This window comes from Pantoea dispersa (assembly GCF_019890955.1).
Lineage (GTDB): Bacteria > Pseudomonadota > Gammaproteobacteria > Enterobacterales > Enterobacteriaceae > Pantoea > Pantoea dispersa.
In genome coordinates, this window is record NZ_CP082346.1 from 1,866,336 (window position 1) to 1,891,444 (window position 25,109).

Here is a 25,109-nt window from a genome sequence, read left to right on the forward strand (position 1 = left end):
GACAAGGTCAAAAGATAATGCCTTATCAATAGCTTGTCAGCGGTTAATTGCACATTTTTTCATTCTGTGACGTGCTATCCCATAGAAGGTTAAATCCGCACAGAAAAACAGCAGAGTTTTCAGAGGGGTTAAGCCGGGCGGGGTAAAGAAAAAGCCGGTCGGTGACCGGCTGGTAAACTCAGGCTTCAGCGACCTGTTTATGGAAAAGCTCACGAAATACCGGGTAGATGTCTTCCGGCTCGCGGATGTGCTGAATGGCAAAGTTATCAAACATCGCCTGCAGATGCTCATACTCGCGCCACAGGGTCTGGTGCGCCCGTCGGGTAATCTCAATGTAGCTGTAGTAGCGCACCACCGGCAGAATATGCTTCGCCAGAATTTCATGACACAACGGTGAGTCATCCGCCCAGTTATCGCCGTCCGAGGCCTGCGCCGCATAGATATTCCACTGCGACGGGTCATAACGCTCTTTCACCACTTCATCCATCAGCTTAAGCGCGCTGGAGACGATAGTGCCGCCGGTTTCCTGCGAGTAGAAGAACTCCTGTTCATCGACTTCTTTCGCCTGAGTATGGTGACGGATATACACTACATCGACGTTTTTGTAAGTCCGGCTAAGGAACAGATAAAGCAGGATATAAAAGCGTTTCGCCATATCCTTGGTTGCCTGGTCCATCGAGCCGGAAACGTCCATTAAGCAGAACATTACCGCCTGGCTGGACGGTTCAGGCCGCTTCTCGAAATTCTTGTAACGCAGGTCAAAGGTGTCGATAAACGGCACGCGCTCAATGCGCGCCCGCAGTTCCGCAATCTCTTTACGCAGCCGCTCCTCTTCCAGCAGTTGCGCCGGCTCGCTGTTTTCGACTTCACTCAGTGTGGCTTCCAGTTCGTGCAGCATGCGACGCTTGCCTGCGGTCATGGCGGTTCGTCGCGCCAGCGAGTTTTGCAGCGAGCGCACCACGCTGATATTGGCCGGCACGCCATTCGAGGTGAAGCCCGCGCGGTGAGTTTTGTACTCATTGAGCTGGCGATGCTGATTTTTGCGCAGGTTAGGCAGCGCTAAATCTTCAAACAGCAGGTCGAGGTACTCATCCTTCGATATCTGAAACACGAACTCGTCCTGACCTTCTCCGTCCTGGCTGGCATTGCCCTGACCGCTGCCGCCACCACCGCCGCCCTGCGGCCGCTCAATGCGGTCGTTTTGCACAAAGTGGTCGTTCCCCGGATGCACGCGATGGCGGCTGCCGCCGCGCCCCTGATGGAAAATCGGCTCGTTGATGTCGTCGATAGGAATCGACACCGATTCGCCACTCTCCACGTCGGTGACCGAACGCTTGTTGATGGCCTCGGAGATCGACTGTTTGATTTGCGACTTATAACGGCGCAAAAAGCGCTGCCGGTTGACCGCACTTTTATTCTTGCCGTTAAGACGCCGATCGATGAAATAGGCCATAAATTCCCCCAAACTACGCTGTAAGCCAGGCCGGAACGGGTCCGGCCTCCTCAGGCGGCATGTGGATGCCGCGTAGCTTACCGCTGTCGATTATGACGATTTGCGCACGCGCAGATACCATTCGCACAGCAGACGCACCTGCTTGCGGGTATAGCCTTTTTCCATCATGCGATCGACAAAATCGTCGTGTTTTTTCTGTTCGTCCGTGGATGTTTTGGTGTTGAACGAAATCACCGGCAGCAACTCCTCGGTGTTGGAGAACATTTTCTTCTCGATCACCGTGCGCAGTTTTTCGTAGCTGGTCCAGTTTGGATTGCGTCCGTTATTCTGCGCTCGTGCGCGCAGCACAAAGTTGACAATCTCGTTACGGAAATCTTTCGGGTTACTGATCCCGGCAGGTTTCTCGATCTTTTCCAGCTCGGCATTGAGTGATTCACGATCAAACAGCTGGCCGGTATCCGGATCGCGGTACTCCTGATCCTGAATCCAGAAATCCGCATAAGTGACGTAGCGGTCGAAGATGTTCTGACCATACTCCGAATAGGATTCGAGGTAAGCGGTCTGAATCTCTTTGCCAATGAACTCCGCATATTTCGGAATCAGATAGCCTTTCAGGTGTTCCAGATACTTCTCCGCCTGATCCTGCGGGAACTGCTCGCGCTCGATCTGCTGCTCCAGCACGTAAAACAGGTGTACCGGGTTAGCCGCTACTTCGGCATGGTCGAAGTTAAACACGCGTGACAGAATCTTAAAGGCGAAGCGGGTCGACAGGCCGTTCATGCCTTCATCCACACCGGCGTAATCGTGATACTCCTGCCACGATTTCGCTTTCGGATCGGTGTCTTTAAGGCTTTCACCGTCATAGACGCGCATCTTCGAGTAGATGCTGGAGTTTTCTGGCTCTTTCAGACGCGACAGAATCGAGAAACGTGCCAGCGTTTCCAGCGTGCCGGGTGCGCAAGGTGCGGTAGTCAGCTCACTGTGGTTGAGCAGTTTTTCATAAATTTTGATCTCCTCGGACACGCGCAGGCAGTAAGGCACCTTCACGATGTATACACGGTCAAGGAAAGCTTCGTTGTTCTTGTTGTTACGGAATGTCACCCACTCTGATTCGTTGGAGTGCGCCAGAATAATGCCGTTAAACGGCAGGGCGGAAATCCCTTCGGTACCGTTATAGTTACCTTCCTGAGTGGCGGTCAGCAGCGGATGCAGCACTTTAATGGGTGCTTTGAACATCTCCACGAATTCCATGATGCCCTGATTGGCGCGGCACAGCGCACCTGAATAGCCGTAGGCATCCGGATCGTTCTGCGCGTGGTTTTCCAGCTTACGGATATCCACTTTACCCACCAGCGCTGAAATATCCTGGTTGTTCTCATCACCCGGTTCGGTTTTGGCGATAGCCAGCTGTTCCAGAATTGACGGCCACACTTTCACCACTTTGAAGCGGGTGATGTCGCCGCCAAAGTCATGCAACCGTTTTGCCGCCCACGGCGACATAATGGTGCCAAGGTAACGCCGCGGCACGCCGTACTCTTTTTCCAGAATATTGGCGTCTTCCTGCGGATTAAACAGGCACAGCGGATGGTCATTGACCGGGCTGCGTTCACCGTCGGCACTCAGCACATAGATCGGCACGCGCTGCATCAGCGCTTTAAGCCGTTCGGCCAGCGAGGATTTACCGCCGCCCACCGGGCCGAGCAGGTACAGAATCTGTTTCTTCTCCTCCAGCCCCTGCGCGGCGTGTTTCAGGTAGGAGACGATCTGCTCAATCGCTTCCTCCATACCGTAAAACTCTTCAAAGGCCGGGTAGCGTCCGATGACGCGGTTCGAGAAGATACGGGAAAGGCGAGGCTCCTGGGCAGTATCGACCATCACAGGCTCACCGATGGCCATCAATAGTCGTTCTGCCGCGTTGGCGTATGCACTGCGATCCTGCTTACAGATGGTGAGGAATTCCTGCAGTGTGAACTCTTCGTCCTTGGCAGCTTCATAACGCTGACGATAGTGATCGAATATATTCATAGCGATGCCCGTCCTTTCGTTTTTAGCACAGGTAAAGGAGCGTAATAAGATGCTCTTGCAGCTCCCGGAAGATATTCTTTATTGAGTACAGCAACCCTTATGCCAACCTGACGATTTTTTATCGGGATTCACAATTCTTATGGTTACTCTGCTCGTACAAAAAATTCTCGTCTTACTTTTACTGTAGAAGGCAATCAGAAAAATTGCTCCGTCTTTTCTCCTTATTTAGCGATATATCAATAACAAAGTCTCATAAGCGCTAAGGCCGTCACGCCCTTGCGGCAACAGGTGCGCTGCGTCTCAGACGCTTCTGACAGGATAAAAAGGAAATCAACATTAAAAGTTAAACCAGTGGCAAAATTTGGTTAGACTCTGCGTGTGATTGTTATATTAATGGAATGAATAAATTGTGAACCATTTCAAACTTAAAGCGCTTGCTCTGATGTGTCCTTGCTATTTTGCGGCGTTCAGCACTTACGCTGAACCCTTGTCACTTGGGGCTTCGGTTATTTATGCCCAGTCGCCGTACCGCGGCGGCCAGGACCGTTATCTGCCGATCCCGGTCATCAATTATGAGGGGGAAAACTTTTGGTTCCGCAGCCTGCAGGGCGGTTATTACCTGTGGAAAGACCCGCAGAATCAGCTGTCGTTAACGCTGCTGGGCTCGCCGCAGCAGTATGACCCGAAAGATAACGATCTGGGCGATATGAAAGGGCTGGACAAGCGTCGCATGACGCTGATGGCCGGCGCGACTTATCGTCACGTTGCTGACTGGGGGATTGTGCGTACCGCGCTGCTGGGCGATGTGCTGAATAACAGCAACGGCATGATTTGGGACCTGACCTACCTGTACCGCTTTGATTTCGGCGCGTTCAGCCTGACGCCGGGCATTGGCGCAATGTGGAACAGTGCCAACCAAAACCGCTATTACTACGGCGTTTCCGGCCACGAAAGCGCGCGTACCGGCATCGATCGCTATCACCCGGACGACAGCTGGTCGCCTTACGTCGAGATGAACGCCAGCTACCAGATCAGCGAGAGCTGGAACGCCAGCCTGTCAGGCCGTTACACCCGCTTCGCCAGTGAAATCAAAGACAGTCCGATGGTAGATAAAGACGGTCAGTTTACGCTGTGGACCGGCGTCAGCTACAGCTTCTGATGACCGCACGAACGCCTCATAATGAGGCGTTTTTGTTACCTTGCACCAATATTGCGCCCCGTAATGGCGCAACAGGAGGTGAGATGAAGACGATTCAGTTTAACGACGATACGCCGTTACCGGCTATCGGCCAGGGCACCTGGTATATGGGCGAAAATCCGGCACAGCGGGCGCAGGAAATCGCTGCGCTGCAGGCTGGACTGGACGCCGGACTGAAACTGATCGATACCGCTGAGATGTATGCCGAAGGCGGCGCGGAAGAGGTGGTCGGCGCAGCGCTGCGCGGACGGCGCGATCAAGCCTGGCTGGTATCAAAAGTTTACCCGTGGAACGCCGGTGAGGTCGATGCGATTGACGCCTGTGAGCGCAGTCTGCGCCGTCTGCAGACGGACTATCTCGATCTTTATCTGTTGCACTGGCGCGGTAATGTACCGCTGGAAGAGACCGTGCGCGCCATGCAAACGCTGCAGCAGCAGGGCAAAATTCGCCACTGGGGCGTCTCCAATTTTGATAGCGACGATCTGCAGGAGCTGTGGAGTGAAGCCGGTGGTATGGGCTGCGCGACTAATCAGGTGCTGTACCATCTGGCTTCACGCGGTATTGAATTCGATTTACTGCCGCTCTGTCAGCAGCACCATACGCCCGTCATGGCTTACTGTCCGCTGGCGCAGGCCGGACGGCTGCGTCAGGCGCTGTTTGACGATGCGACTCTGCAGCAGATTGCACAACAGAAGGGCATCAGCATCGCTCAGTTGCTGCTTAGCTGGGTGATTCGCCAGCCGGGCGTAATGGCCATTCCCAAGGCGGGCAGCGTGGCGCACGTGCAGGAGAATGCGGCGGCCCTGAATATCACCCTGACCAGCGATGAGCTGGCGCTGCTGGATCGCGCTTTTCCGCCGCCGCAGCACAAACTGGCGCTGGATGTGGTGTAAACGGCGCGCACGCGCCGTTCAGCATTACTTATTGCGGATTCTCAGCGTGACGCCAAGGCGGGCAGGGGTTTCTCCGGCACTTTTCATCGGCTTGTTAATCCGCGCCGTCTCCACGCACACCATGGTTTTATAACCATCATTAGGCATATCGGCCATGCTGCAGGATAGTTCCGGGCCAGGATTCCAGGTGACAACGTCACTTTGATAATGGTGGTAGACTTCAATCTGTCGTTTACCGGCGCGATCGTGAATCACGCTGCAGTCTTCCGCTGCGGTATGAATGCGATCAACCCGATCGGGATAGGTTTGTTTACCGTCCGCTGCGCTGCCGATGGCATTGTCCTGCACCTTATCGATGTAGCTGTTGCCGAGCCCGCTGACTTCAACCTGCGCAATGTCCGCCACCTGAAAATAGCTGTGCAGCGCGGCAGTGGCTTCATAATCGCCCCAGGCTTCCAGCTCAATCTCACAGTGTTCAGCAATGCGGAAGCGCGCCAGCAGTGTGAAATCGTGCGGCCACAGTTTTTTCGTTTGTGCATTACTTTCCAGCGTGAACGTCAACATTACCGCATCTTCGTTCTCATCATGCGCCGTCAGCGTCCACGGCTGATTACGGGCAAAGCCATGCGCAGGTTCACCTGCCGGACCAAACCACGGCCAGCAGACCGGCACGCCGCCGCGAATGGCTTTGCCGCTGATGAACGGCGTCTTGTCGCTGAGCCAGATGGCGGGCTGCTGACCGGCCGGCTGCCATGCCAGCAGGTGCGCACCCTGCAGGGCAATGGCGGCGCGTACTTTCGGATGGCTGATCACCAGAATCGGCAATTCACCCATCTGACGCTGCGACAGGTAAGGGGTGATCTGCGTCACCACGGGCAAGTTAAAGAGCGAATTGTGCATTGTCAGACCTTCTCTCATCCAATCGAAAAAAAAGGGGCGACCGAAGTCACCCCTTGTCTGTTTAGCTGGTTAGCTTACTTAGCAGCAACCAGTGCAATCAGATCCAGAACCTTGTTGGAGTAACCGGTTTCGTTATCGTACCAGGAAACCAGTTTCACAAAGTTGTCGTTCAGAGCGATACCGGCTTTCGCGTCGAACACGGAAGTCAGCGTTTCGCCGTTGAAGTCGGTAGAAACCACGTCGTCTTCGATGTAGCCCAGCACGTCTTTCATGTCACCTTCAGCAGCGGCTTTGATGGCTGCACAGATGTCTTTATAAGACGCTGGTTTTTCCAGACGAACGGTCAGGTCAACCACAGACACGTTTGGCGTTGGTACGCGGAACGCCATACCGGTCAGTTTACCGTTCAGCTCTGGCAGAACTTTGCCTACTGCTTTCGCTGCGCCAGTAGAAGATGGGATGATGTTCTGCGCTGCACCGCGGCCGCCGCGCCAGTCTTTGTGAGACGGGCCATCAACGGTTTTCTGGGTGGCGGTGGTGGCGTGAACAGTGGTCATCAGACCTTCAACGATACCGAACTTGTCGTTGATTACTTTAGCCAGCGGTGCCAGGCAGTTGGTGGTGCAGGAAGCGTTAGACACGATGTCCTGGCCGGCATATTTGTCGAAGTTGGCACCACGAACGAACATTGGGGTGTCATCTTTAGACGGGCCAGTCAGAACCACTTTCTTCGCGCCGGCAGTGATGTGTTTACGTGCGGTTTCGTCGGTCAGGAAGATACCGGTTGCTTCAGCAACAACGTCAACGCCCACTTCGTCCCATTTCAGGTTAGCCGGGTCTTTCTCAGCGGTAACACGGATTTTTTTACCGTTAACGATCAGCGCGCCATCTTTCACTTCTACGGTGCCGTCGAAACGACCGTGTGTAGAGTCATACTTCAGCATGTAAGCCATGTAATCGGCGTCGAGCAGGTCGTTGATCGCGACGATTTCGATGTCAGAACGCTGCTGAGCAGCACGGAAAACGATGCGACCGATACGGCCAAAACCGTTGATACCTACTTTGATAGTCATATATTCCACCAGCTATTTGTTAGTGAATAAAAGGTTGGCTGTAAAATTACAAAAACCTTACCAGGCGTCAAGCGGAATCGTGTCAATTGTTGCGACAGGTCAATTCCAGCGCCAGGAATAATTGGGTGCGCAAACGCTTGCGCAGCGCCCTTATTGCGCACCTATCTTACGCCGAATGCAGACTAAAAAGGGATGACTGTTGCAAAGAGTGATCGTCATCACAAAATTGCGCAGTGCTGGTCGGGGCAAAAGCATCCGCACGAAAAAAGACCCGGAAGATGTTGTTCGTTTGTTAGAATACTAGACGATTTTTACAGAATGACACTCCGGAACTCAAAATGGCTAAAGACACCGCACCCGAGGCAAAAATTGCCCAGCTGTCGGAAATGCAGCGCTACGTCACTCAGCATCGTGGAACCGAACCGCCTTTCACCGGCGCGCTGTTGCACAACAAGCAGGAGGGCATCTATCACTGCCTGGTCTGCAACGCACCGCTGTTTCTCTCCGAAACCAAGTATGACTCCGGCTGCGGCTGGCCGAGCTTTTACCAGCCGTATAACGATGAAGCTATCCGCTATCTGGAAGATGACTCGCACGGTATGCACCGCGTCGAAATCCGCTGCGGTAACTGCGACGCCCATCTGGGCCACGTCTTCCCGGATGGCCCGCAGCCAACCGGTGAGCGCTATTGTGTCAACTCAGCGTCGCTGAACTTTACCGACGAGCAGGGCAATCAGCACGAGGGCTGAGCATGAAGCAGGAACTGGAAGCAATGCTGGCGGCGATGACGCCGGAAGTCTACGAGCGCCTCGCCACTGCGGTGGAAACCGGCAAGTGGCCAGACGGCGTGGCGCTGACGCAGGATCAGAAAGAAAACTGCCTGCAGCTGGTGATGCTGTGGCAGGCGCGGCACAACGACGAACCGCAGCACATGACCATCGGTAAAGGCGGCGAGATGGTGATGAAGTCGAAAAAACAGCTGAAGGAAGAGTGGGGAATCGAGTCCGACGTGACGCGCATCAACCTGCATTAACCGGCTGCAGGGCTGGAGAGTTCCAGCCCTGATTTTCAGATAATGACCGCACCCTGCGCCTGCATCTGCGCGATCGCGATCTCGCTGTCGTCCGGATTGAGATTGACGCCACGGCAGCCTTCCTGCACCACCTCAACGTGATATCCCAGTTCCAGCGCATCCAGCACGCTGTACTTCACGCAATAATCGGTCGCCAGGCCGAGCATCACCAGGTGAGTAATGCCGCGCTCGCGCAGCCAGCTGTCGAGCTCGGTTTTGCGGCGGTGCCCGTTATCGAAAAAGGCGCTGTAGCTATCCACATCCACATCGCCGCCTTTATGGAACACCGCATCAATCAGGCTGCGATCGAGATCCGGATGGAAATCCGCGCCGTGTGAGTGCTGCACGCCGTGATCCGGCCACCATATCTGTGCCAGACCATTCAGTTCACCGAGGGTATACACCGGCTCGCCAGAGACCGAGGCAAAGCTGCCGTGATTGGCAGGATGCCAGTCCTGCAACGCCACCACGCATTCACCGCGCGCGCGGAATTCGCGTGCATAGCGATTAGCAACGGCAACCGTCTGGTCACCTTCACGCACGGCCATCGGGCCGCCGGGGCAAAAATCGTTCTGAATATCGATGATTATCAATGCCCGCTTCATGGGATTTTGCTCCGTATCAGTCTTCGGTCAGTTCGCCACGTAAATTCTGCTGCATTTTGGCACGAATTTCAGCGCTGGTGAGGTTCTGGCTTAACAAAAAGTGCAGTTTAGTCAGGGTGGCCTCGACGGTGAGATCAAAACCACTGATCACGCCGGCGTGTTCCAGTGCGTTGCCGGTGGCGTAACCGCCCATGTTGACCTTGCCGGACATGCACTGCGTCAGGTTCACCACCACAATGCCGCGCTCGCTGGCCTGCTGCAGTTCGGCAAGAAACTCGGCGTTTTGTGGCGCGTTGCCCACACCGTAAGATCGCAGAATCAGCGCTTTGACCGGCTGACGCAGGAAATTGCGCACCACGTCGGCAGAGATGCCTGGATAGATGGTCACCACGCCAATCGGCTGAGGCGTGATCGGATGGACGATCAGCTCACCGCTGCCGCGCGGTGCCGGCGGCGTATTAAGACGGCGAATATGGATGCCCGCTTCCAGCAGCGGCGACAGGTTCGGTGAGGCAAACGCATTAAAACCGTCGGCGTGGGCTTTGGTGGTGCGGTTACCGCGGAACAGCGTGTTGTTGAAGAACAACGCCACTTCATTAATCGGATAGTTGGCCGCGACATACAGCGAGTTCAGCAGGTTCTGCTGACCGTCTGAGCGCAGCTCGGCCAGCGGGATCTGCGACCCGGTGACGATCACCGGCTTGGCCAGGTTCTCCAGCATGAACGACAGCGCCGACGCGGTGAACGCCATGGTATCGGTGCCATGCAGAATGACGAAACCGTCATAGCGATCGTAGTTCAGCTGGATGTCGTCAGCGATTGACTGCCAGTCCTGCGGCGTCATATCCGAGGAGTCAATCAGCGGGTGGTATTCGTGGATGGTAAAATCCGGCATTTCCGGACGGTGAAACTCTGGCATCATCGCCAGCTGCTGCTGCAGATGGCCAGAGACCGGAATGTAACCCTGCGCGGAGCGTTGCATACCGATGGTCCCGCCCGTGTAGGCTACATAGATATTTTTCTTTTGCATGAATGGACTCAGACTTGCCGTAAAACGCGCAGTATAAGGGGATTAGCGGGGAAAAGCAGCCCGACCAGCGGCCGGGCTGTAAAGATTAGCGTACGTTGCCGCAGGTCAGGCAGAACGCGTAACGGTTTTGCGGATCGTTGAGATTATTCATCAGGCCCGGCTGCGCCTGCAGCGCGCCCATCACTTCGCTGACCGGTGCCGGCAGCCACACTTTCAGCGCGGCCGGCAGCACGGCCTGCGCCGACGCATTCATCTGGTTAAGCAGCAGGTCGATCATCCCCGGATCGTCCTGATACCAGCTCAGTTCAGGTTTCGCGACCTTCGCCAGCTCGGCGGCTTTGGCTACCGCATCGTCGAAGTCGCCCAGCGCATCCACCAGCCCGTTGGCTTTGGCATCGCTACCGGTCCAGACGTGACCCTGCGCAATGGCATCAATCTGCTGTGGCGTTTTATGGCGTGACGCCGCCACCAGACCGACAAAGTTGCGATAACCGTTTTCAATGGTCAGCTGCATCAACTGCTGCACTTCCGTCGGCAGCGCTTTGGTGGTCGACACATCCGCCAGCGGCGAGGTGGCAACGCCATCGCTGTGCACGCCGATGCTGCTCAGGCTATTCTCCACCGTATTGATCACGCCAAAGATGCCGATCGACCCGGTCAGGGTGCTCGGCGCCGCGACGATGTAGTCGGCCGGCGTAGAGATCCAGTAGCCGCCCGATGCCGCCATGCCGCCCATCGACACCACCACCGGCTTGCCGGCGTCGTGCGCCGCCGCCAGCTCTTCACGGATGGCTTCAGAGGCCGTTACGCTGCCGCCCGGGCTGTTGACGCGCAACACGATGGCTTTGATTTTGTCGTCGAGGCGGGCGTCACGGATTTGCGCAGCGGTGGTGTCGCCACCGACGTTGCCGGCGCTCTCTTCGCCGTCCATGATGGCGCCGCTGGCGAGAATCACCGCAATGTTGCCATCCTGCTGCGTCGGTTGTTTGACGTTGTAGTCATAGATGCTGACGTTGCGGTAGTCATTGCTGGCTTTATCCCAGCCAAAGGTTTTCACCAGCTCGCGATCGGCGGCAGCGCGCGAATCCAGCACATCCACCAGTTTGTTATCCAGGGCATATTTAGCGGTATCGCCCTGAACGGCCTGCAGACCGCTGATGATGCCCGCCGCCCCCGGGAACAGCTGCTGCGGCGTGATTTGCCGGTTGGCGGACACCGTGTTGAGGTAGTTCTGCCACAGCTGGCCGACCCAGCGGCCATCAGCATCGCGCGCTTCCGGCGACATATCATCGCGCAGGAAAGGTTCAACCGCGGACTTATAGGTGCCGACACGGAACACGTGTGAGCTGACTTTCAGCTTATTCAGCAGGGATTTGTAATAGAGGCCGTTGGTGGCGAAACCGTGCAGATCTACCGTGCCCTGCGGCGACAGATAGACCTTCGTGGCGTAGCTGGCGAGATAGTATTGCGCCTGGCTATAGCTGTCGCCGAGGGCAAAAATGGGTTTGCCCGCGTCGCGGAATTCGCGCAGCGCCTTACCCACGTACTGCAGCGAAGGCTGATCGCCGCCGGCAAAATCGCGCAGATCCAGCACCATGCCGGTGATATTTTTATCGCTCTTTGCCTGGCGAATGGCATCGACCACATCAAACAACGAATTTTCCTGCAAACGATCGCTGCTGGCACCCAGCAGCTGGCGGCTGATGCGGCTCAGACGATTGCTGACCGACGGTTTATCCACCAGCACGCCGCTCAGATCGACTTTCAGCGCACCCTGCTGCACTGGTTCACTGCTGCTGGCGCTGGATAGCTGCAGCCAGATGCCGACGCCGGCCAGAATTAACACAATCAGGAACAGATTCAGGATAAATTCCCGGATAAAATTCAGCACCCGCCAGCTCCAGCGGAACAGGCCAGCAATAATTCGCCACAATGTGCGCATAAACTCTCCATATTCACGTAGCCAGGGCAGCCGGTATGCGGTCTGCCCCGATGTCGGGTTCATCCTAAAGAGCAGCGTGCGAAAAGTCAGCAGGAAATCGCGCCAGACTGTTACAAAAGATCGCGCTGTGCCAGGATTAGCCCACGCTTTGTTAATCACGGGAGAATCAAGATGGATGCACTGGAATTACTGGTAAACCGTCGTTCAGCGTCGCGCCTGACCGAGCCGGCACCGGCCGGTGAGGTGCTGCAGAATATTCTGCACGCGGGTATGCGCGCACCGGATCACGGCACGCTGCAGCCGTGGCGCTTCATCATTATTGAAAATGAGGGGCGCGAACGCTTTAGCCATCTGCTGGAGCAGGCCGCACGCGACAGCCAGCTGGATGACAAAGCCATCGAGAAGGCCCGGACGTCACCGTTCCGCGCGCCGATGATCATCACCGTTGTCGCGCACTGCGAAGCCTCCGCCAAAGTGCCGCGCTGGGAGCAGGTCGTGTCCGCGGGTTGCGCGGTGATGGCGATGCAAATGGCGGCCGTCGCGCAGGGCTTTAACGGTATCTGGCGCAGCGGGCCATGGACCGATCATCCGCAGGTACGCGCCGCCTTTGGCTGCCGCGAGCAGGATGCAATTGTGGGTTTCCTCTACCTCGGTACGCCGCAGCTGAAAGCCAATACCACCGTGGTTGCGCCCGACAGCGAGGCGTTTGTCAGTTATTTCTGACAGACAGCAGCGGGTTTCTGCGGCAAGGTGCATACAACGACACTGATTGCACAGTCGCTGTGCGAAAGATCGCGCTTAGCGGCGACAGCGCTTACCAGCAGCGGGCAGCCAGGCTAACATAGCCCTCTCTGTTCAGCGCACAAGGAACCCGCCATGAGTGAACCGCTTCGTTTGACGCAATACAGCCACGGCGCTGGCTGCGGCTGTAAAATTTCACCTCAGGTGCTTGAGACCATTCTGCACAGCGAACTGGCTGCCTTTCACGATCCGCGACTGCTGGTCGGCAATGAAACCCGTGACGATGCTGCCGTGTACGATCTTGGCAACGGCACGGCGGTGGTCAGCACCACTGATTTCTTCATGCCCATCGTTGACGATCCGCACACCTTTGGCCGTATCGCGGCCACTAACGCCATCAGTGATATTTACGCCATGGGCGGCAAACCGATCATGGCCATCGCTATTCTCGGCTGGCCGGTTAATGTGCTCGACGCGAAAGTGGCACAGCAGGTGATTGAAGGCGGTCGCGCGGCCTGCCAGGCGGCCGGCATCGCGCTGGCGGGGGGGCACTCAATTGATGCGCCGGAGCCGATTTTTGGCCTTGCCGTTACCGGCATCGTTGACGTGGCGCGCGTGAAAAAGAACAGCGCCGCGCAGGCGGGCTGCGAGCTGTTCCTCACCAAACCGCTCGGCATCGGAATTCTGACTACCGCAGAGAAAAAAGGGCTGCTGCGTGCGGAGCATCAGACGCTGGCGGCGCAGGTGATGTGCCAGCTCAATAGCGCAGGGGCGGAATTTGCTAAACTGCCCGGCGTCAGCGCCATGACCGATGTCACCGGCTTTGGTCTGCTGGGGCATCTGAGTGAAATCTGTCTGGGCTCCGGCCTGCGCGCACATGTGCAGGCCGCACAGGTGCCGCGTCTGCCCGGCGTGGACCAGTACATTGCGGCCGGCGCGGTGCCGGGCGGCACCAGCCGCAACTTCGCCAGCTACGGCGAGCACATTTCTGCGATGGATGAGGCCACGCGCGCACTGCTGTGCGATCCGCAAACTTCCGGCGGGCTGCTGGTGGCGGTGCAGCCTGACGCTATTGCGGCGTTTCACGCGTGCGCCGTGCAGGCTGGCGTCGAGGCCACGGTGATCGGCTCGCTGCTGCCGGCCGACCGCGCCCATCCACTGATTACTGTAGTCACCTGACGTAAAGGAACGACGCCATTCATGCGTTTGTTTATTGCTGAAAAACCCAGTCTGGCGCGCGCCATCGCCGATGTGCTACCCAAACCGCATCGACGTGGCGACGGCTATATTGCCTGTGGTAATGACCAGGTTGTGACCTGGTGTGTCGGGCATCTGCTGGAGCAGGCGCAGCCTGACAGCTATGACAGCCGCTATGCGCGCTGGAATCTGGCGGATTTACCTATCATCCCGGATAAATGGCGCCTGCAGCCGCGCCCGTCGGTAGCGAAGCAGCTCAAAGTGATCGAGGGCTTACTGCAGCAGGCCAGCGTGGTGGTGCACGCCGGTGACCCGGATCGCGAAGGACAACTGCTGGTCGACGAAGTGCTCGATTATCTGCAGCTGCCGGCTGAAAAGCGCCAGCAGGTGCAGCGCTGCCTGATTAACGACCTCAACCCTGCGGCGGTCGAGCGCGCGGTGAGCCGTTTGCGCGAGAACCGTGAATTCATTCCGTTGTGCGTCTCGGCACTGGCCCGGGCGCGCGCTGACTGGCTGTATGGCATCAACATGACGCGCGCCTGGACGCTGCTGGGCCGCAACGCCGGTTACGACGGCGTGCTCTCGGTCGGACGCGTTCAGACGCCGGTGCTGGGACTGGTGGTGAGGCGCGATGAAGAGATCGAAAACTTTGTGCCGAAGGATTACTTCGAAGTCAAAGCGCACATCGTCACCCCAAAAGAGGAGCGCTTCGTTGCCAGCTGGATCCCCAGCGATGCCTGTGAACCGTGGCAGGATGACGAGGGCCGTTTGCTGCATCGTCCTCTCGCTGACCACGTGCTTGAACGTATCAACGGCAAACCGGCGTGGGTTACCGGTTACAACGATAAGCGGGAGTCAGAAACGGCGCCGCTGCCATTTTCCCTCTCCAGCCTGCAAATCGAGGCGGCGAAACGTTTTGGCCTCAGTGCCCAGACGGTACTGGACGGCTGTCAGCGTTTGTATGAAACCCATAAGCTGATTACGTATCCGCGTTCAGACAGCCGCTATCTGCCAGATGAACATTTTGCCGGACGTCATGCGGTGCTGAACGCCATTCAGGCGCATCAGCCGGACGTGTCGCTGCCAGCGGATTTCAATGCGGATCAGAAAAATCGCTGCTGGGACGATAAAAAAGTGGATGCGCACCATGCCATCATTCCTACGGCGCGCGCCAGCAAGGTGAACCTGAGCGACAATGAAGCCAATATTTACGCTCTGATTGCGCGCCAGTATCTGATGCAGTTTTGTCCCGACGCGGTATTTCGCAAATGCGTCATCGACCTCGATATCGGCGGTGGCAGGTTCGTCGCCAAAGCACGTTTTCTTGCCGAAGCCGGCTGGCGTGCGCTGCTGGGCAGTAAAGAGCGCGATGAAGAGAATGACGGCACGCCGCTGCCGGTGGTGAGCAAAGGCGATGAGCTGTTGTGTGAGCGTGGTGAGGTGCTGGCGAAGCAGACTCAGCCGCCGCGGCCGTTCACCGACGCCACGCTGCTGTCGGCCATGACCGGTATTGCCCGCTTTGTGCAGGATAAAGAATTAAAGAAAGTGCTGCGTGCGACCGATGGTTTAGGAACGGAAGCGACGCGTGCCGGCATCATAGAATTGCTGTTCCGCCGTACATTTCTGGTGAAAAAAGGTCGCTATATTCACTCAACCGAGGCGGGCAGGGCGCTGATTCATGCGTTACCTGAGATGGCCGCGCGGCCGGATATGACGGCGCACTGGGAGTCAACGCTTACCCGCATCAGTGAAAAAGCCTGTCGCTATGATGAGTTTATGCAGCCGCTGGTCAATACCTTGATCGGACTGATCGGTGAGGCGCGCCAGAGGCCGTCGCTGCAGGCTTTTCGTGGATTAGCCGCGACCGGAGCGAAGACGCGCAGTAAAGGCAAAACGCCCCGGCGCAAAACGAAGGAGACGGAATAATGCGTTACGCAACGCTGTTGCTGAGTGGGCTGCTGCTGTGCAGCCATGCCGCGCTGGCTAATCGCCAGCCGGAGCCCGCGCGAATGGGCAATACCGATGTGGTGGTGGATATGCCGCCGGAAGTGTGGACGCAGGGGCAGAATCGTCAGCAGAACAACTGCCTGCAGTGCTGTATCTATGAAAACCGCAGCTATTCTGAAGGTGCGGTTGTAAAAGCGGAAGGCGTACTGCTGCAGTGTGCGCGTGACGAAAAAGTGCTGGGTACCAATCCGCTGATCTGGAAAATCATTAAATAAGCGGGCGTGGCGCGCAGGCGCCACGCTGTTCAGTTACAGCCTGAAACTGGACCACACTGGCGCGTGATCGGACGGCTTTTCCATACTGCGAATGTTGTAGTCGATGCCGCTGTCGATGCAGCGTGATGCCAGCGGTGGGCTGGCCAGCAGCAGATCGATGCGCAGACCGCGGTTGTCATCAAATCCTTTTGAGCGATAGTCGAACCACGAGAAGCGATCGGCGGTTTCCGGGTTTTTCTCACGCCACGTATCGACCAGTCCCCACTGCAGCAACCGGTCCATCCACTCGCGCTCTTCCGGCAGGAAAGAGCATTTGCCGGTGCGCAGCCAGCGCTTGCGGTTCTCTTCACCAATACCAATGTCCAGGTCGGTACTGCTGATGTTCATATCGCCCATGATCAGCACCGGCTTGTCGGCCGCCAGTTGCTGCTCGAGATAGCTTTGCAGGTCGCGATAGAACTTCTCTTTGGCCGGGAACTTGATGGGATGGTCACGGCTTTCCCCCTGCGGGAAGTAACCGTTGATGACGGTGATATCGCCAATCGGGCTGGGAATTTCTGCCATGATCAGACGTCGCTGGGAATCTTCGCCGTCATCAGGAAAACCGCGTCGAACTGTTACCGGCTGCGTCTTGGTCAGCAGCGCCACGCCGTAATGGCCTTTCTGGCCGTGATAAAACACGTTGTAACCGAGCTTGCTGACCTCTTCCAGCGGGAACATGTCATCGTGCACTTTGGTTTCCTGCAGGCCGATGACATCCGGTTGATGCTGTTCAACCAGCGCCGCCAGCTGATGAGGGCGTGCGCGCAAACCGTTGATGTTAAAAGAGACAAATTTCATTTCGCTGCCATTTTTCGTCGCAAAAGGTTGCGGCGATGGTAACCAGGTTTGCGGCAAAAGTCATGGCTTGCGTCATAAGAGCGTGACGATAAGAGCGAGAGGCAGAACGCAGGTGATTTGTGGTGGTGGACGCAGGATAGCGGGGTAAGACAGGCGATGACGTTCAGCTGGGGGCGTTGATGTGAATATCCAGGTGCGCATTAATGCGCACCCTACAATCCGGGTGACAACTGGGACGATGAGAATAGAAACCGGTCACATGGGTAACACTTGAGTCCGTATCACTGTAGGGGCGCCATTGATGCCGGCCTGGCATCGCGTAAATTCAGATGTCGGTCTGGTGAAAAGTGCAGCATGAAAGGGTGGCGGGAGAAGGATTATTCGCCGCAAGCGGCTCACCCTGCGGGCCGCGCTGCGCGCGTTGTCTCACTGCGTTCGACCCGAACCTTCGGTCGAAGCTTCTCATCCTTCTCCGGATGTTATTTATTGGTTTTTCTATCGGCTGGGGGAGATGTGCAGCATGAAATGGTGGCGGGAGAAGGATTCGAACCTTCGAAGTCGATGACGGCAGATTTACAGTCTGCTCCCTTTGGCCGCTCGGGAATCCCGCCAGGGATATGAAGCTCAGAAGATTCAGGCGCAGAATGGATTCAGATGGTGGCGGGAGAAGGATTCGAACCTTCGAAGTCGATGACGGCAGATTTACAGTCTGCTCCCTTTGGCCGCTCGGGAATCCCGCCACTGGCCTGAATCTTTATGCCTGAAAGCGGGGCGCATCATACCAAATGCGTTCAGTCTGTAAAGCGCCCGCAGTAAAAAACTCAATCGTTTGCCCACTTTTTACGCGTGGCGCTGAAGAGTTGCGCAAATCAGCGCCGCAGTGGTTAAAGAATGATCGTGCGGTTGCCGTAAACAAACACGCGCTGGCCCAGCACTTTATACAGCGCGCGGCTCAGTACATTCTTTTCCACGTCGCGTCCGGCACGCATCATCTCTTCAGCGGTATAGCTGTGATCGACGTTAATCACGTCCTGCATGATGATCGGGCCTTCATCCAGGTTGTCGTTCACGTAGTGCGCTGTGGCACCGATGATCTTCACGCCGCGCTCATAGGCCTGATGATAAGGACGGGCGCCAATAAAGGCTGGCAGGAACGAGTGGTGAATATTGATGATCTGGTTGGGATAACGCTGCACAAACGCCGGCGTCAGCACGCGCATGTATTTCGCCAGCACCACGTAATCCGGCTGATAGCGATCGATCTCATCCGCCATGCGGTTATCGTGCTCTTCGCGCGTCAGGCCTTCATGGCTGACCAGCACGAACGGGATGTCAAAACGCTCGACCAGCGAACGCAGCGTTTCATGGTTACCAATAACGGCGGCGATTTCCATGTCCAGACCACCAAAAGCGCTCTTCATCAGCAGATCGCCCAGGCAATGCGCCTCTTTGGTGACCAGAATCACCACGCGGCGACGTCCGGCGCTGTGCAGCTCACGTACCGAACCGGTCGGCAGCGCGCTGTCGAGGTCAGCCAGTAGCGTGTTGTCGTTGAAAATGCCTTCCAGCTCTGTGCGCATGAAAAAGCGCCCGGTACGGTGATCGACGAACTCATTGTTCTGCACAATGTTCAGTTCGTGCTTGTAGCAAATGTTGGTGATCTTGGCGATCAGACCTTTGGCATCGGGGCAAATGGTCCGTAAAACTTTTCGTTGCATGGTTTGCGCTTGCATCTCGATCAGAGTCCTGTCAAAGCGATGAATGGTGAAGCTGTTGGGCATCTGTCCAGATTAGCCACAACATTTTTTGTATTTTTTATCGGAGCCACAAGGACAGCGATCGTTACGCCCTAACTCCGGCGTTGTTCCGTCGACATAGTACCAGCGTTGATCCTCGCGAAGAAAGCGTGAACATTCATACAGGCTGCAGGTACGGCCTTTTTCGAGATAACGCGCAAAAAAAGTCACGAAGGCTTCATTCTCATGGCTTCCGTGATTACAACGGGTTACATTCAGGCCAAGCCATTCTGTGGTGGCGAAACTTTCGGATAATAGCGTCTCCAGTCCGGCCACGCGCTGGCTGGGATGCCAGGTTTCCACCAGCCAGGCGGCGTTTTGCTTAACGTAAGCGCTGTAACGCGAGCGCATTAACTGTTCAGCGCGCTGTGGCGTTTGTTGCCCGTTCAGAAAGGGCTGACAACATAGGCTATACTGCTCTCCGCTGCAGCAGGGGCACTTTTCGGACACATCATCTCCTGAGAGTGATTAAAGTTAATGAAAGTGTGCGCTATGTTAGCCGACTGGCCAGCGTGAAGCTACGCATCAGGTTGATCACGAGGTGAGATGAGAAAAGTCAGGATTGGGCTGGCCCTGGGATCGGGCGCTGCCAAAGGCTGGGCGCATATCGGTGTCATTAACGCGCTGGAGCGCGCCGGTATTGAGGTGGATGTCGTTGCCGGCTGTTCCGTCGGCGCACTGGTGGGTTCTGCCTACGTCAACGGCCGTCTGGCGTTGATGGAGAAGTGGGTCAGCGCATTTCGCTACTGGGATGTTATCCGTCTGATGGATCTCTCATGGCAGCGTGGCGGCCTGCTACGCGGCGACCGGGTGTTTAGCCATATCCGTCAGCTGATCCCTAACGAGCTCATCGAAGACGCGGACAAGCGCTTTGGCGTGGTGGCAACCAACCTCAGCACCGGACGCGAGCTGTGGCTGACCGAAGGGGATTTGCACCAGGCGGTGCGTGCATCGTGTAGTATGCCAGGCTTATTGCCTCCGGTTGGCTACAATGGTTATTGGCTGGTGGATGGTGCGGTGGTCAATCCGGTGCCGATTTCGCTGACCCGCGCGCTGGGCGCTGACATTGTGATTGCCGTTGACCTGCAACATGATGCGCACCTGATGCAGCAGGATCTGCTGTCGGTCACGCCGCAGAGCGGTGAAGAGGCGGCAGCGGCAGAAGCACTGAGCTGGGGCAAGAAACTGCGCCAGCGTCTGATGGGGTTAACCCATCGGCGCGCCAGCCAGTCTCCAGGCGCGATGGAAATTATGTCAACGTCAATCCAGGTATTGGAAAATCGCCTGAAACGTAACCGTATGGCAGGCGATCCGCCGGATGTGCTGATTCAGCCTTTTTGTCCGCAGATTTCAACGCTGGACTTTCATCGGGCTGAAGAGGCCATTGCGGCAGGCAAGGCCGCCGTGGAGAAAAAAATGGATGAACTATTACCGCTGGTCCGTAGCAGATAATCAGTTGTTCATTCACGGGGGTTGTGACTTCAGCCAATTCTGAAAGGCGCAACGGCGTTTTATGAACCACTATTGAAATATCTGGTACGCAGGGGGAGAGAATGGAAAAACCGCTAATCGGCAAAAAGATACTCATTGTCGAAGATGAGGTCGTTTTCCGTTCATTGCTGGACACATTGTTAACTGGCCTCGGAGCCAGCACGTTCGAAGCGGGCGATGGACTCGACGGCCTGAATTTACTCGCCGCGCAGTCGGTGGACCTGGTCATTTGCGATCTGGAAATGCCGCGCATGGGCGGTATTGAGTTTGTCGAGCGAATTCGTACACGTGGTAATAGCGTGCCCATCCTGATCATCTCCGCCACGCAGAACATGGCCGATATTGCCCACGTGCTGCGCCTTGGCGTGCAGGACGTGCTGCTCAAGCCGCTAAAAAACCTGGAACGTTTCCGTGAAGCGGTGTTTGAGTGCCTCTATCCTTCGATGTTCACCTCGAAAGTGGAAGAAGATGAACAGCTCTTTCAGGACTGGGATGCCCTGGTGCGCGATCCGCTCGCTGCCGCCAAGCTGCTCAAACAGCTGCAACCGCCCGTCCAGCAAACCATCGCCAGCTGCCGCATAAACTATCGTCAACTCACCATGGCGGAACAGCCGGGGCTGGTGCTGGATATTGCCGCGTTGTCGGACAAAGATCTGGCGTTTTATTGCCTGGACGTGACGCGTGCCGGCGACAACGGCGTGCTGGCTGCATTATTGCTCAGAGCACTGTTTAACGGTTTATTGCAGGAGCAACTGTCCGGGCAAAAGCAGCGTCTGCCGGAACTCAATGGTCTGCTGCGTCAGGTGAATATGCTGTTGCGTCAGGCCAACCTGAACGGTCAGTTCCCGCTGCTGGTGGGCTACTATCATCGTCAGTTGAAAAATCTGATTCTGGTTTCAGCCGGCCTGAATGCCACGCTGCACATCAATACTCAGCAAATCCAGCTCAGTAACGGCGTGCCGCTTGGCACTATGGGCAGCACCCATCTTAATCAAATCAGCCAGCGCGCCGATGCCTGGCAATGTCACGTCTGGGGAGCAGGCGGCCGGCTTCGCCTGATGTTATCGTCCGAAGAATAGCCACTCAGATTTATATTTTCCGCGGGTTAAAGACAGGGCCAAAGCTTAGCTTTACACTTGGGTAATAGTCTTAAATTCCGTGGATTAACTCCATCCAGGATAAATCCGTCTGACACTAACTGATATACTCATTTCGTTTTTAAACCGACATATCAAGTATTAACTTGAACGGCCTATTAAGAGAGGTATTTGATGTCTGCCTATAAGTCTAAAGTAAAAAAAGCGGTAATCCCGGTTGCAGGTCTGGGTACGCGTATGCTGCCTGCCACCAAAGCTATTCCAAAAGAGATGTTACCGCTGGTCGATAAGCCGTTGATCCAGTATGTCGTGAACGAGTGTATTGCTGCGGGTATTAATGAGATCGTGCTGGTTACGCACTCCTCAAAAAACTCCATCGAAAACCATTTTGATACCAGTTTCGAACTGGAAGCGATGCTGGAAAAACGCGTGAAGCGTCAGCTGCTGGATGAAATCCAGTCCATCTGCCCGCCACACGTCACCATCATGCAGGTACGTCAGGGTATCGCCAAGGGCCTCGGTCACGCCGTGATGTGTGCTCATCCGCTGGTCGGTGATGAGCCAGTCGCGGTGATTCTGCCAGACGTGATCATTGATGAGTACGAATCTAACCCAACCAAAGATAACCTGGCAGAAATGCTGACGCGCTTCGAAGAGAGCGGTCGCAGCCAGATCATGGTTGAGCCAGTTGACGATGTCACCGCTTACGGCGTGGTTGACTGCCAGGGCGCAGAGCTGGCACCGGGCCAGAGCGCACCGATGGTGGGCGTGGTTGAGAAGCCAAAAGCCTCGGAAGCGCCATCTAACCTGGCGGTAGTGGGGCGTTACGTGCTGTCTGCGGACATCTGGCCTCTGCTGGCGAAAACCCCTCCGGGTGCCGGCGGCGAAGTGCAGCTGACCGACTCCATCGCCATGCTGATGGAAAAAGAGACCGTAGAAGCTTACCACCTGACCGGCGTGAGCCACGACTGCGGTAACAAACTGGGTTATATGCAAGCTTTTGTTGAGTATGGCGTGCGTCATCCGGTGCTGGGCAAAGATTTCGCTCAGTGGCTCGACGGCGTTGCAGGCAACAAAAAGTAATTCATTAAGCACAGGATAATTCAATGAAAGTCACTGTATTTGGTATCGGCTATGTCGGTCTGGTTCAGGCTGCGGTGTTGGCCGAAGTCGGACATGACGTTCTCTGTATTGATGTCGACGAAAAGAAAGTCGAAAACCTGAAAAAGGGCATCATCCCAATTTTTGAACCGGGTCTGACGCCACTGGTTATGTCGAACTATGAAGCGGGGCGTCTGAAATTCAGCACCAACGCAGAAGAGGGCGTAAACCATGGCGTAATGCAATTTATTGCTGTGGGCACGCCGCCGGATGAGGATGGCTCTGCCGACCTGAAATATGTGACTGCGGTTGCGCGTACTATCGCGCAGCACATGAACGATCACAAAGTCGTCATCGACAAATCTACCGTACCGGTAGGCACCGCTGACCGCGTGCGCGCGGTGATGAGCGAAACGCTGAAGCAGCGTGACGCCAATATTGCGTTCGATGTGGTCTCCAACCCGGAGTTCCTGAAAGAGGGCGCCGCAGTTAACGATTGCATGCGTCCTGAACGTATCGTGGTGGGCACCGACAATGATGAAGTGGTCGAACTGCTGCGTGAACTGTACGAGCCGTTTAACCGTAATCACGACCGCATGATTCTGATGGATATTCGCAGTGCAGAGCTGACCAAATATGCAGCTAACTGCATGCTGGCGACCAAAATCAGCTTCATGAACGAGATTTCCAACCTTGCGGAACGCCTGGGTGCTGACGTGGAAAAAGTACGTCAGGGCATCGGTTCTGATTCACGCATCGGTTATCACTTTATTTATCCGGGCTGTGGTTACGGCGGTTCCTGCTTCCCGAAAGACGTGCAGGCGCTGATTCGCACTGCAGAGTCAATCGGCTACACTCCGCGCCTGCTGCAGGCGGTAGAAGATGTCAACGATTCGCAGAAGAACAAGCTGCCGACGTTTATTAAACGTCACTTTGGCGACGATCTGCGTGGCAAGACGTTTGCGCTGTGGGGTCTGGCGTTCAAACCGAACACCGACGACATGCGTGAAGCCTCAAGCCGCGTGCTGATGGAAGCACTGTGGCAGGCGGGCGCAACGGTGCAGGCGTTTGATCCGGAAGCGATGGAAGAAGCCCAGCGCATCTACGGCCATCGTGACGATCTGAAGCTGTGCGGCACTAAAGAAGCTGCGCTGCAGGGCGCTGATGGTCTGGTGATCTGCACCGAGTGGCAGAACTTCCGTGCTCCGGATTTCGACGTGATTAAATCCTCGTTAAAACAACCCGTGATTTTTGATGGTCGTAACCTGTATGATCCGGAGCGTATCAGCAAACGCGGTTTCGTTTATTATGCAATCGGCCGCGGAGCGTCTATTCAAATTGTGTAATAAATGAGGGATGTATGAATTTTCTGGTCACCGGCGCGGCAGGATTTATTGGTTTTCACGTTAGTCAGCGTTTGCTGGCTGCCGGTTACCAGGTTGTTGGTATCGATAACCTGAATGATTACTACGATGTTAGCCTGAAACAGGCGCGCCTCGACCAGATTACCGCACATCCCGCGTTTACTTTCCTTAAAATGGACCTGGCGGATCGCCAGGCCATTTCTTCCCTGTTTGAACAGCATGCTTTTGCGCGCGTGATCCATTTAGGCGCACAGGCAGGGGTTCGCTATTCCATCGAGAATCCGCACGCCTACGCTGATGCCAACCTGATTGGTCACTTAAATATTCTGGAAGGTTGCCGTCATCATAAGATTGGCCACCTGCTGTATGCTTCATCGAGTTCGGTTTATGGCCTGAACCGTAAAATGCCGTTCTCCACGGATGATTCGGTTGATCATCCGGTATCACTTTATGCTGCGACGAAAAAAGCCAACGAATTAATGTCGCATACCTATTCACACCTTTACCAATTACCCACCACCGGATTGCGCTTCTTTACCGTTTATGGTCCGTGGGGCCGTCCGGATATGGCGCTGTTTAAGTTCACCCGCGCGATGCTGGCCGGTGACGCGATTGATGTGTACAACCGCGGCCAGATGACACGTGACTTCACCTATATTGATGATATTGCCGAAGCGATTGTGCGTTTGCAGGACGTGATTCCGCAGGCAGATGAAAACTGGACGGTGGAAAACGGCTCGCCTGCCACCAGTTCGGCGCCGTATCGCGTGTACAATATTGGCAATAGTCAGCCTACCAGCCTGATGACTTACATTGAGTCGCTGGAAAAAGCGCTGGGGATTGAGGCGAAGAAAAATATGCTGCCGATGCAGCCCGGCGATGTATTAGGCACCAGTGCAGACACCCAGCCGCTGTATGACGCGATAAATTTCCGCCCGCAGACCAGCGTAGAGCAGGGCGTGCAGCGTTTTGTTGACTGGTACCGCGACTTCTATCAGCAGTAAATCGCGATAAAAAAAGGAAGCCAGCGGCTTCCTTTTTTCTTACCCGGTGTAAAACAGAGCACAGC

The 25,109-nt window shown here is 55.8% G+C and carries 23 protein-coding genes, 2 tRNA genes and 1 other RNA gene; 13 read left to right on the forward strand and 13 right to left on the reverse strand.

What is annotated here, in order from left to right; genetic code table 11:
* Positions 1-178: 178 nt before the first annotated feature.
* Both K7H94_RS08605 and yeaG read right to left on the reverse strand, forming a co-directional pair.
* Positions 179-1,453: a YeaH/YhbH family protein gene (locus tag K7H94_RS08605; protein ID WP_058757723.1), complete on the reverse strand. Its 1,275-nt coding sequence runs from the start codon at positions 1,451-1,453 to the stop codon at positions 179-181.
* A gap of 90 nt (positions 1,454-1,543) precedes the next feature.
* A complete protein-coding gene (gene yeaG / locus K7H94_RS08610; RefSeq protein ID WP_021510057.1) occupies positions 1,544-3,478 on the reverse strand; it encodes a protein kinase YeaG in 1,935 nt (644 codons plus the stop codon).
* A gap of 409 nt (positions 3,479-3,887) precedes the next feature.
* On the opposite strand from yeaG, the gene K7H94_RS08615 reads away from it, so the two are divergent.
* Both K7H94_RS08615 and K7H94_RS08620 read left to right on the forward strand, forming a co-directional pair.
* Positions 3,888-4,637, forward strand: coding sequence for a MipA/OmpV family protein (locus K7H94_RS08615; protein ID WP_059009705.1), 750 nt, complete (start codon positions 3,888-3,890; stop codon positions 4,635-4,637).
* Positions 4,638-4,720: 83 nt separating this feature from the next.
* Positions 4,721-5,569, forward strand: coding sequence for an aldo/keto reductase (locus K7H94_RS08620; RefSeq protein WP_152390960.1), 849 nt, complete (start codon positions 4,721-4,723; stop codon positions 5,567-5,569).
* Between the two features lie 24 nt (positions 5,570-5,593).
* Here K7H94_RS08620 and K7H94_RS08625 read toward each other — a convergent pair whose 3' ends face one another.
* Together K7H94_RS08625 and gapA are read right to left on the reverse strand one after the other, a co-directional pair.
* On the reverse strand, positions 5,594-6,469 hold the full coding sequence (locus tag K7H94_RS08625) for a D-hexose-6-phosphate mutarotase (RefSeq protein ID WP_222951968.1): 876 nt from the start codon (positions 6,467-6,469) through the stop codon (positions 5,594-5,596).
* Between the two features lie 74 nt (positions 6,470-6,543).
* A complete protein-coding gene (gene gapA, locus K7H94_RS08630) occupies positions 6,544-7,542 on the reverse strand; it encodes a glyceraldehyde-3-phosphate dehydrogenase (protein WP_021510061.1) in 999 nt (332 codons plus the stop codon).
* 338 nt (positions 7,543-7,880) lie between these two features.
* Here gapA and msrB point away from each other — a divergent pair, with 338 nt between their 5' ends.
* Together msrB and K7H94_RS08640 are read left to right on the forward strand one after the other, a co-directional pair.
* Complete coding sequence (gene msrB / locus K7H94_RS08635; protein WP_021510062.1) at positions 7,881-8,291, forward strand: peptide-methionine (R)-S-oxide reductase MsrB; 411 nt, start codon at positions 7,881-7,883, stop codon at positions 8,289-8,291.
* Between the two features lie 2 nt (positions 8,292-8,293).
* Positions 8,294-8,575, forward strand: coding sequence for a YeaC family protein (locus K7H94_RS08640; protein WP_222951969.1), 282 nt, complete (start codon positions 8,294-8,296; stop codon positions 8,573-8,575).
* Between the two features lie 35 nt (positions 8,576-8,610).
* On the opposite strand, the gene pncA is transcribed toward K7H94_RS08640, so the two are convergent.
* From pncA to sppA, 3 genes are all read right to left on the reverse strand, one after another.
* A complete protein-coding gene (gene pncA, locus K7H94_RS08645; protein ID WP_058757718.1) occupies positions 8,611-9,219 on the reverse strand; it encodes a bifunctional nicotinamidase/pyrazinamidase in 609 nt (202 codons plus the stop codon).
* Positions 9,220-9,235: 16 nt separating this feature from the next.
* Complete coding sequence (ansA, locus tag K7H94_RS08650; protein ID WP_058757717.1) at positions 9,236-10,249, reverse strand: asparaginase; 1,014 nt, start codon at positions 10,247-10,249, stop codon at positions 9,236-9,238.
* 85 nt (positions 10,250-10,334) lie between these two features.
* Positions 10,335-12,191, reverse strand: a complete 1,857-nt coding sequence (gene sppA / locus K7H94_RS08655) for a signal peptide peptidase SppA (RefSeq protein ID WP_222951970.1) — start codon at positions 12,189-12,191, stop codon at positions 10,335-10,337.
* Positions 12,192-12,362: 171 nt separating this feature from the next.
* Between sppA and K7H94_RS08660 the strand changes: the two genes are divergently transcribed.
* The 4 genes from K7H94_RS08660 to K7H94_RS08675 all read left to right on the forward strand — a co-directional run bounded on the left by K7H94_RS08660 (position 12,363) and on the right by K7H94_RS08675 (position 16,351).
* Positions 12,363-12,914: an NAD(P)H nitroreductase gene (locus K7H94_RS08660; protein WP_058774609.1), complete on the forward strand. Its 552-nt coding sequence runs from the start codon at positions 12,363-12,365 to the stop codon at positions 12,912-12,914.
* Between the two features lie 153 nt (positions 12,915-13,067).
* On the forward strand, positions 13,068-14,111 hold the full coding sequence (selD, locus tag K7H94_RS08665; RefSeq protein ID WP_222951971.1) for a selenide, water dikinase SelD: 1,044 nt from the start codon (positions 13,068-13,070) through the stop codon (positions 14,109-14,111).
* 21 nt (positions 14,112-14,132) lie between these two features.
* The gene (locus K7H94_RS08670) at positions 14,133-16,055 is read left to right on the forward strand and encodes a DNA topoisomerase III (protein WP_222951972.1); all 1,923 of its coding nucleotides are present in this window, start codon (positions 14,133-14,135) and stop codon (positions 16,053-16,055) included.
* Complete coding sequence (locus tag K7H94_RS08675; RefSeq protein ID WP_021510070.1) at positions 16,055-16,351, forward strand: YnjH family protein; 297 nt, start codon at positions 16,055-16,057, stop codon at positions 16,349-16,351. Before K7H94_RS08670 ends, K7H94_RS08675 begins: the two co-directional genes overlap by 1 nt.
* Before the next feature lie 33 nt (positions 16,352-16,384).
* Here K7H94_RS08675 and xthA read toward each other — a convergent pair whose 3' ends face one another.
* The 6 genes from xthA to K7H94_RS08705 all read right to left on the reverse strand — a co-directional run bounded on the left by xthA (position 16,385) and on the right by K7H94_RS08705 (position 19,437).
* A complete protein-coding gene (xthA, locus tag K7H94_RS08680; RefSeq protein ID WP_222951973.1) occupies positions 16,385-17,191 on the reverse strand; it encodes an exodeoxyribonuclease III in 807 nt (268 codons plus the stop codon).
* Positions 17,192-17,551: 360 nt separating this feature from the next.
* Positions 17,552-17,678: non-coding RNA, RtT sRNA (locus tag K7H94_RS08685), on the reverse strand.
* Between the two features lie 39 nt (positions 17,679-17,717).
* Positions 17,718-17,802: transfer RNA gene (locus K7H94_RS08690), tRNA-Tyr, on the reverse strand.
* 44 nt (positions 17,803-17,846) lie between these two features.
* Positions 17,847-17,931: transfer RNA gene (locus K7H94_RS08695), tRNA-Tyr, on the reverse strand.
* Positions 17,932-18,075: 144 nt separating this feature from the next.
* Positions 18,076-18,924: a formyltetrahydrofolate deformylase gene (gene purU / locus K7H94_RS08700; RefSeq protein WP_031280214.1), complete on the reverse strand. Its 849-nt coding sequence runs from the start codon at positions 18,922-18,924 to the stop codon at positions 18,076-18,078.
* Between the two features lie 57 nt (positions 18,925-18,981).
* A complete protein-coding gene (locus tag K7H94_RS08705) occupies positions 18,982-19,437 on the reverse strand; it encodes a YchJ family protein (protein WP_040679954.1) in 456 nt (151 codons plus the stop codon).
* A gap of 96 nt (positions 19,438-19,533) precedes the next feature.
* Here K7H94_RS08705 and rssA point away from each other — a divergent pair, with 96 nt between their 5' ends.
* From rssA to K7H94_RS08730, 5 genes are all read left to right on the forward strand, one after another.
* Positions 19,534-20,439, forward strand: coding sequence for a patatin-like phospholipase RssA (gene rssA / locus K7H94_RS08710; RefSeq protein ID WP_021510074.1), 906 nt, complete (start codon positions 19,534-19,536; stop codon positions 20,437-20,439).
* Positions 20,440-20,540: 101 nt separating this feature from the next.
* Positions 20,541-21,557 (forward strand): two-component system response regulator RssB, encoded by a 1,017-nt coding sequence (gene rssB, locus K7H94_RS08715; protein WP_021510075.1) that lies wholly within the window; start codon positions 20,541-20,543, stop codon positions 21,555-21,557.
* A gap of 192 nt (positions 21,558-21,749) precedes the next feature.
* The gene (gene galU / locus K7H94_RS08720; RefSeq protein ID WP_222951974.1) at positions 21,750-22,658 is read left to right on the forward strand and encodes a UTP--glucose-1-phosphate uridylyltransferase GalU; all 909 of its coding nucleotides are present in this window, start codon (positions 21,750-21,752) and stop codon (positions 22,656-22,658) included.
* Between the two features lie 23 nt (positions 22,659-22,681).
* Positions 22,682-24,022, forward strand: a complete 1,341-nt coding sequence (locus K7H94_RS08725; RefSeq protein WP_021510077.1) for a UDP-glucose dehydrogenase family protein — start codon at positions 22,682-22,684, stop codon at positions 24,020-24,022.
* Between the two features lie 14 nt (positions 24,023-24,036).
* Positions 24,037-25,044, forward strand: a complete 1,008-nt coding sequence (locus K7H94_RS08730; protein WP_222951975.1) for an NAD-dependent epimerase — start codon at positions 24,037-24,039, stop codon at positions 25,042-25,044.
* The last annotated feature ends 65 nt before the right edge of the window (positions 25,045-25,109 follow it).

Excerpts from the sequence above, each read along its gene's own strand:
- gapA (WP_021510061.1), bottom strand. The coding sequence starts at position 7,542 with ATGACTATCAAAGTAGGTATCAACGGTTTTGGCCGTATCGGTCGCATC.
- K7H94_RS08730 (WP_222951975.1), top strand. The coding sequence starts at position 24,037 with ATGAATTTTCTGGTCACCGGCGCGGCAGGATTTATTGGTTTTCACGTT.
- K7H94_RS08660 (WP_058774609.1), top strand. The coding sequence starts at position 12,363 with ATGGATGCACTGGAATTACTGGTAAACCGTCGTTCAGCGTCGCGCCTG.
- K7H94_RS08605 (WP_058757723.1), bottom strand. The coding sequence starts at position 1,453 with ATGGCCTATTTCATCGATCGGCGTCTTAACGGCAAGAATAAAAGTGCG.
- sppA (WP_222951970.1), bottom strand. The coding sequence starts at position 12,191 with ATGCGCACATTGTGGCGAATTATTGCTGGCCTGTTCCGCTGGAGCTGG.
- K7H94_RS08640 (WP_222951969.1), top strand. The coding sequence starts at position 8,294 with ATGAAGCAGGAACTGGAAGCAATGCTGGCGGCGATGACGCCGGAAGTC.
- pncA (WP_058757718.1), bottom strand. The coding sequence starts at position 9,219 with ATGAAGCGGGCATTGATAATCATCGATATTCAGAACGATTTTTGCCCC.
- rssB (WP_021510075.1), top strand. The coding sequence starts at position 20,541 with ATGGAAAAACCGCTAATCGGCAAAAAGATACTCATTGTCGAAGATGAG.
- K7H94_RS08620 (WP_152390960.1), top strand. The coding sequence starts at position 4,721 with ATGAAGACGATTCAGTTTAACGACGATACGCCGTTACCGGCTATCGGC.
- yeaG (WP_021510057.1), bottom strand. The coding sequence starts at position 3,478 with ATGAATATATTCGATCACTATCGTCAGCGTTATGAAGCTGCCAAGGAC.
- rssA (WP_021510074.1), top strand. The coding sequence starts at position 19,534 with ATGAGAAAAGTCAGGATTGGGCTGGCCCTGGGATCGGGCGCTGCCAAA.
- K7H94_RS08670 (WP_222951972.1), top strand. The coding sequence starts at position 14,133 with ATGCGTTTGTTTATTGCTGAAAAACCCAGTCTGGCGCGCGCCATCGCC.
- xthA (WP_222951973.1), bottom strand. The coding sequence starts at position 17,191 with ATGAAATTTGTCTCTTTTAACATCAACGGTTTGCGCGCACGCCCTCAT.
- K7H94_RS08725 (WP_021510077.1), top strand. The coding sequence starts at position 22,682 with ATGAAAGTCACTGTATTTGGTATCGGCTATGTCGGTCTGGTTCAGGCT.
- ansA (WP_058757717.1), bottom strand. The coding sequence starts at position 10,249 with ATGCAAAAGAAAAATATCTATGTAGCCTACACGGGCGGGACCATCGGT.
- K7H94_RS08675 (WP_021510070.1), top strand. The coding sequence starts at position 16,055 with ATGCGTTACGCAACGCTGTTGCTGAGTGGGCTGCTGCTGTGCAGCCAT.
- purU (WP_031280214.1), bottom strand. The coding sequence starts at position 18,924 with ATGCAAGCGCAAACCATGCAACGAAAAGTTTTACGGACCATTTGCCCC.
- selD (WP_222951971.1), top strand. The coding sequence starts at position 13,068 with ATGAGTGAACCGCTTCGTTTGACGCAATACAGCCACGGCGCTGGCTGC.
- msrB (WP_021510062.1), top strand. The coding sequence starts at position 7,881 with ATGGCTAAAGACACCGCACCCGAGGCAAAAATTGCCCAGCTGTCGGAA.
- galU (WP_222951974.1), top strand. The coding sequence starts at position 21,750 with ATGTCTGCCTATAAGTCTAAAGTAAAAAAAGCGGTAATCCCGGTTGCA.
- K7H94_RS08625 (WP_222951968.1), bottom strand. The coding sequence starts at position 6,469 with ATGCACAATTCGCTCTTTAACTTGCCCGTGGTGACGCAGATCACCCCT.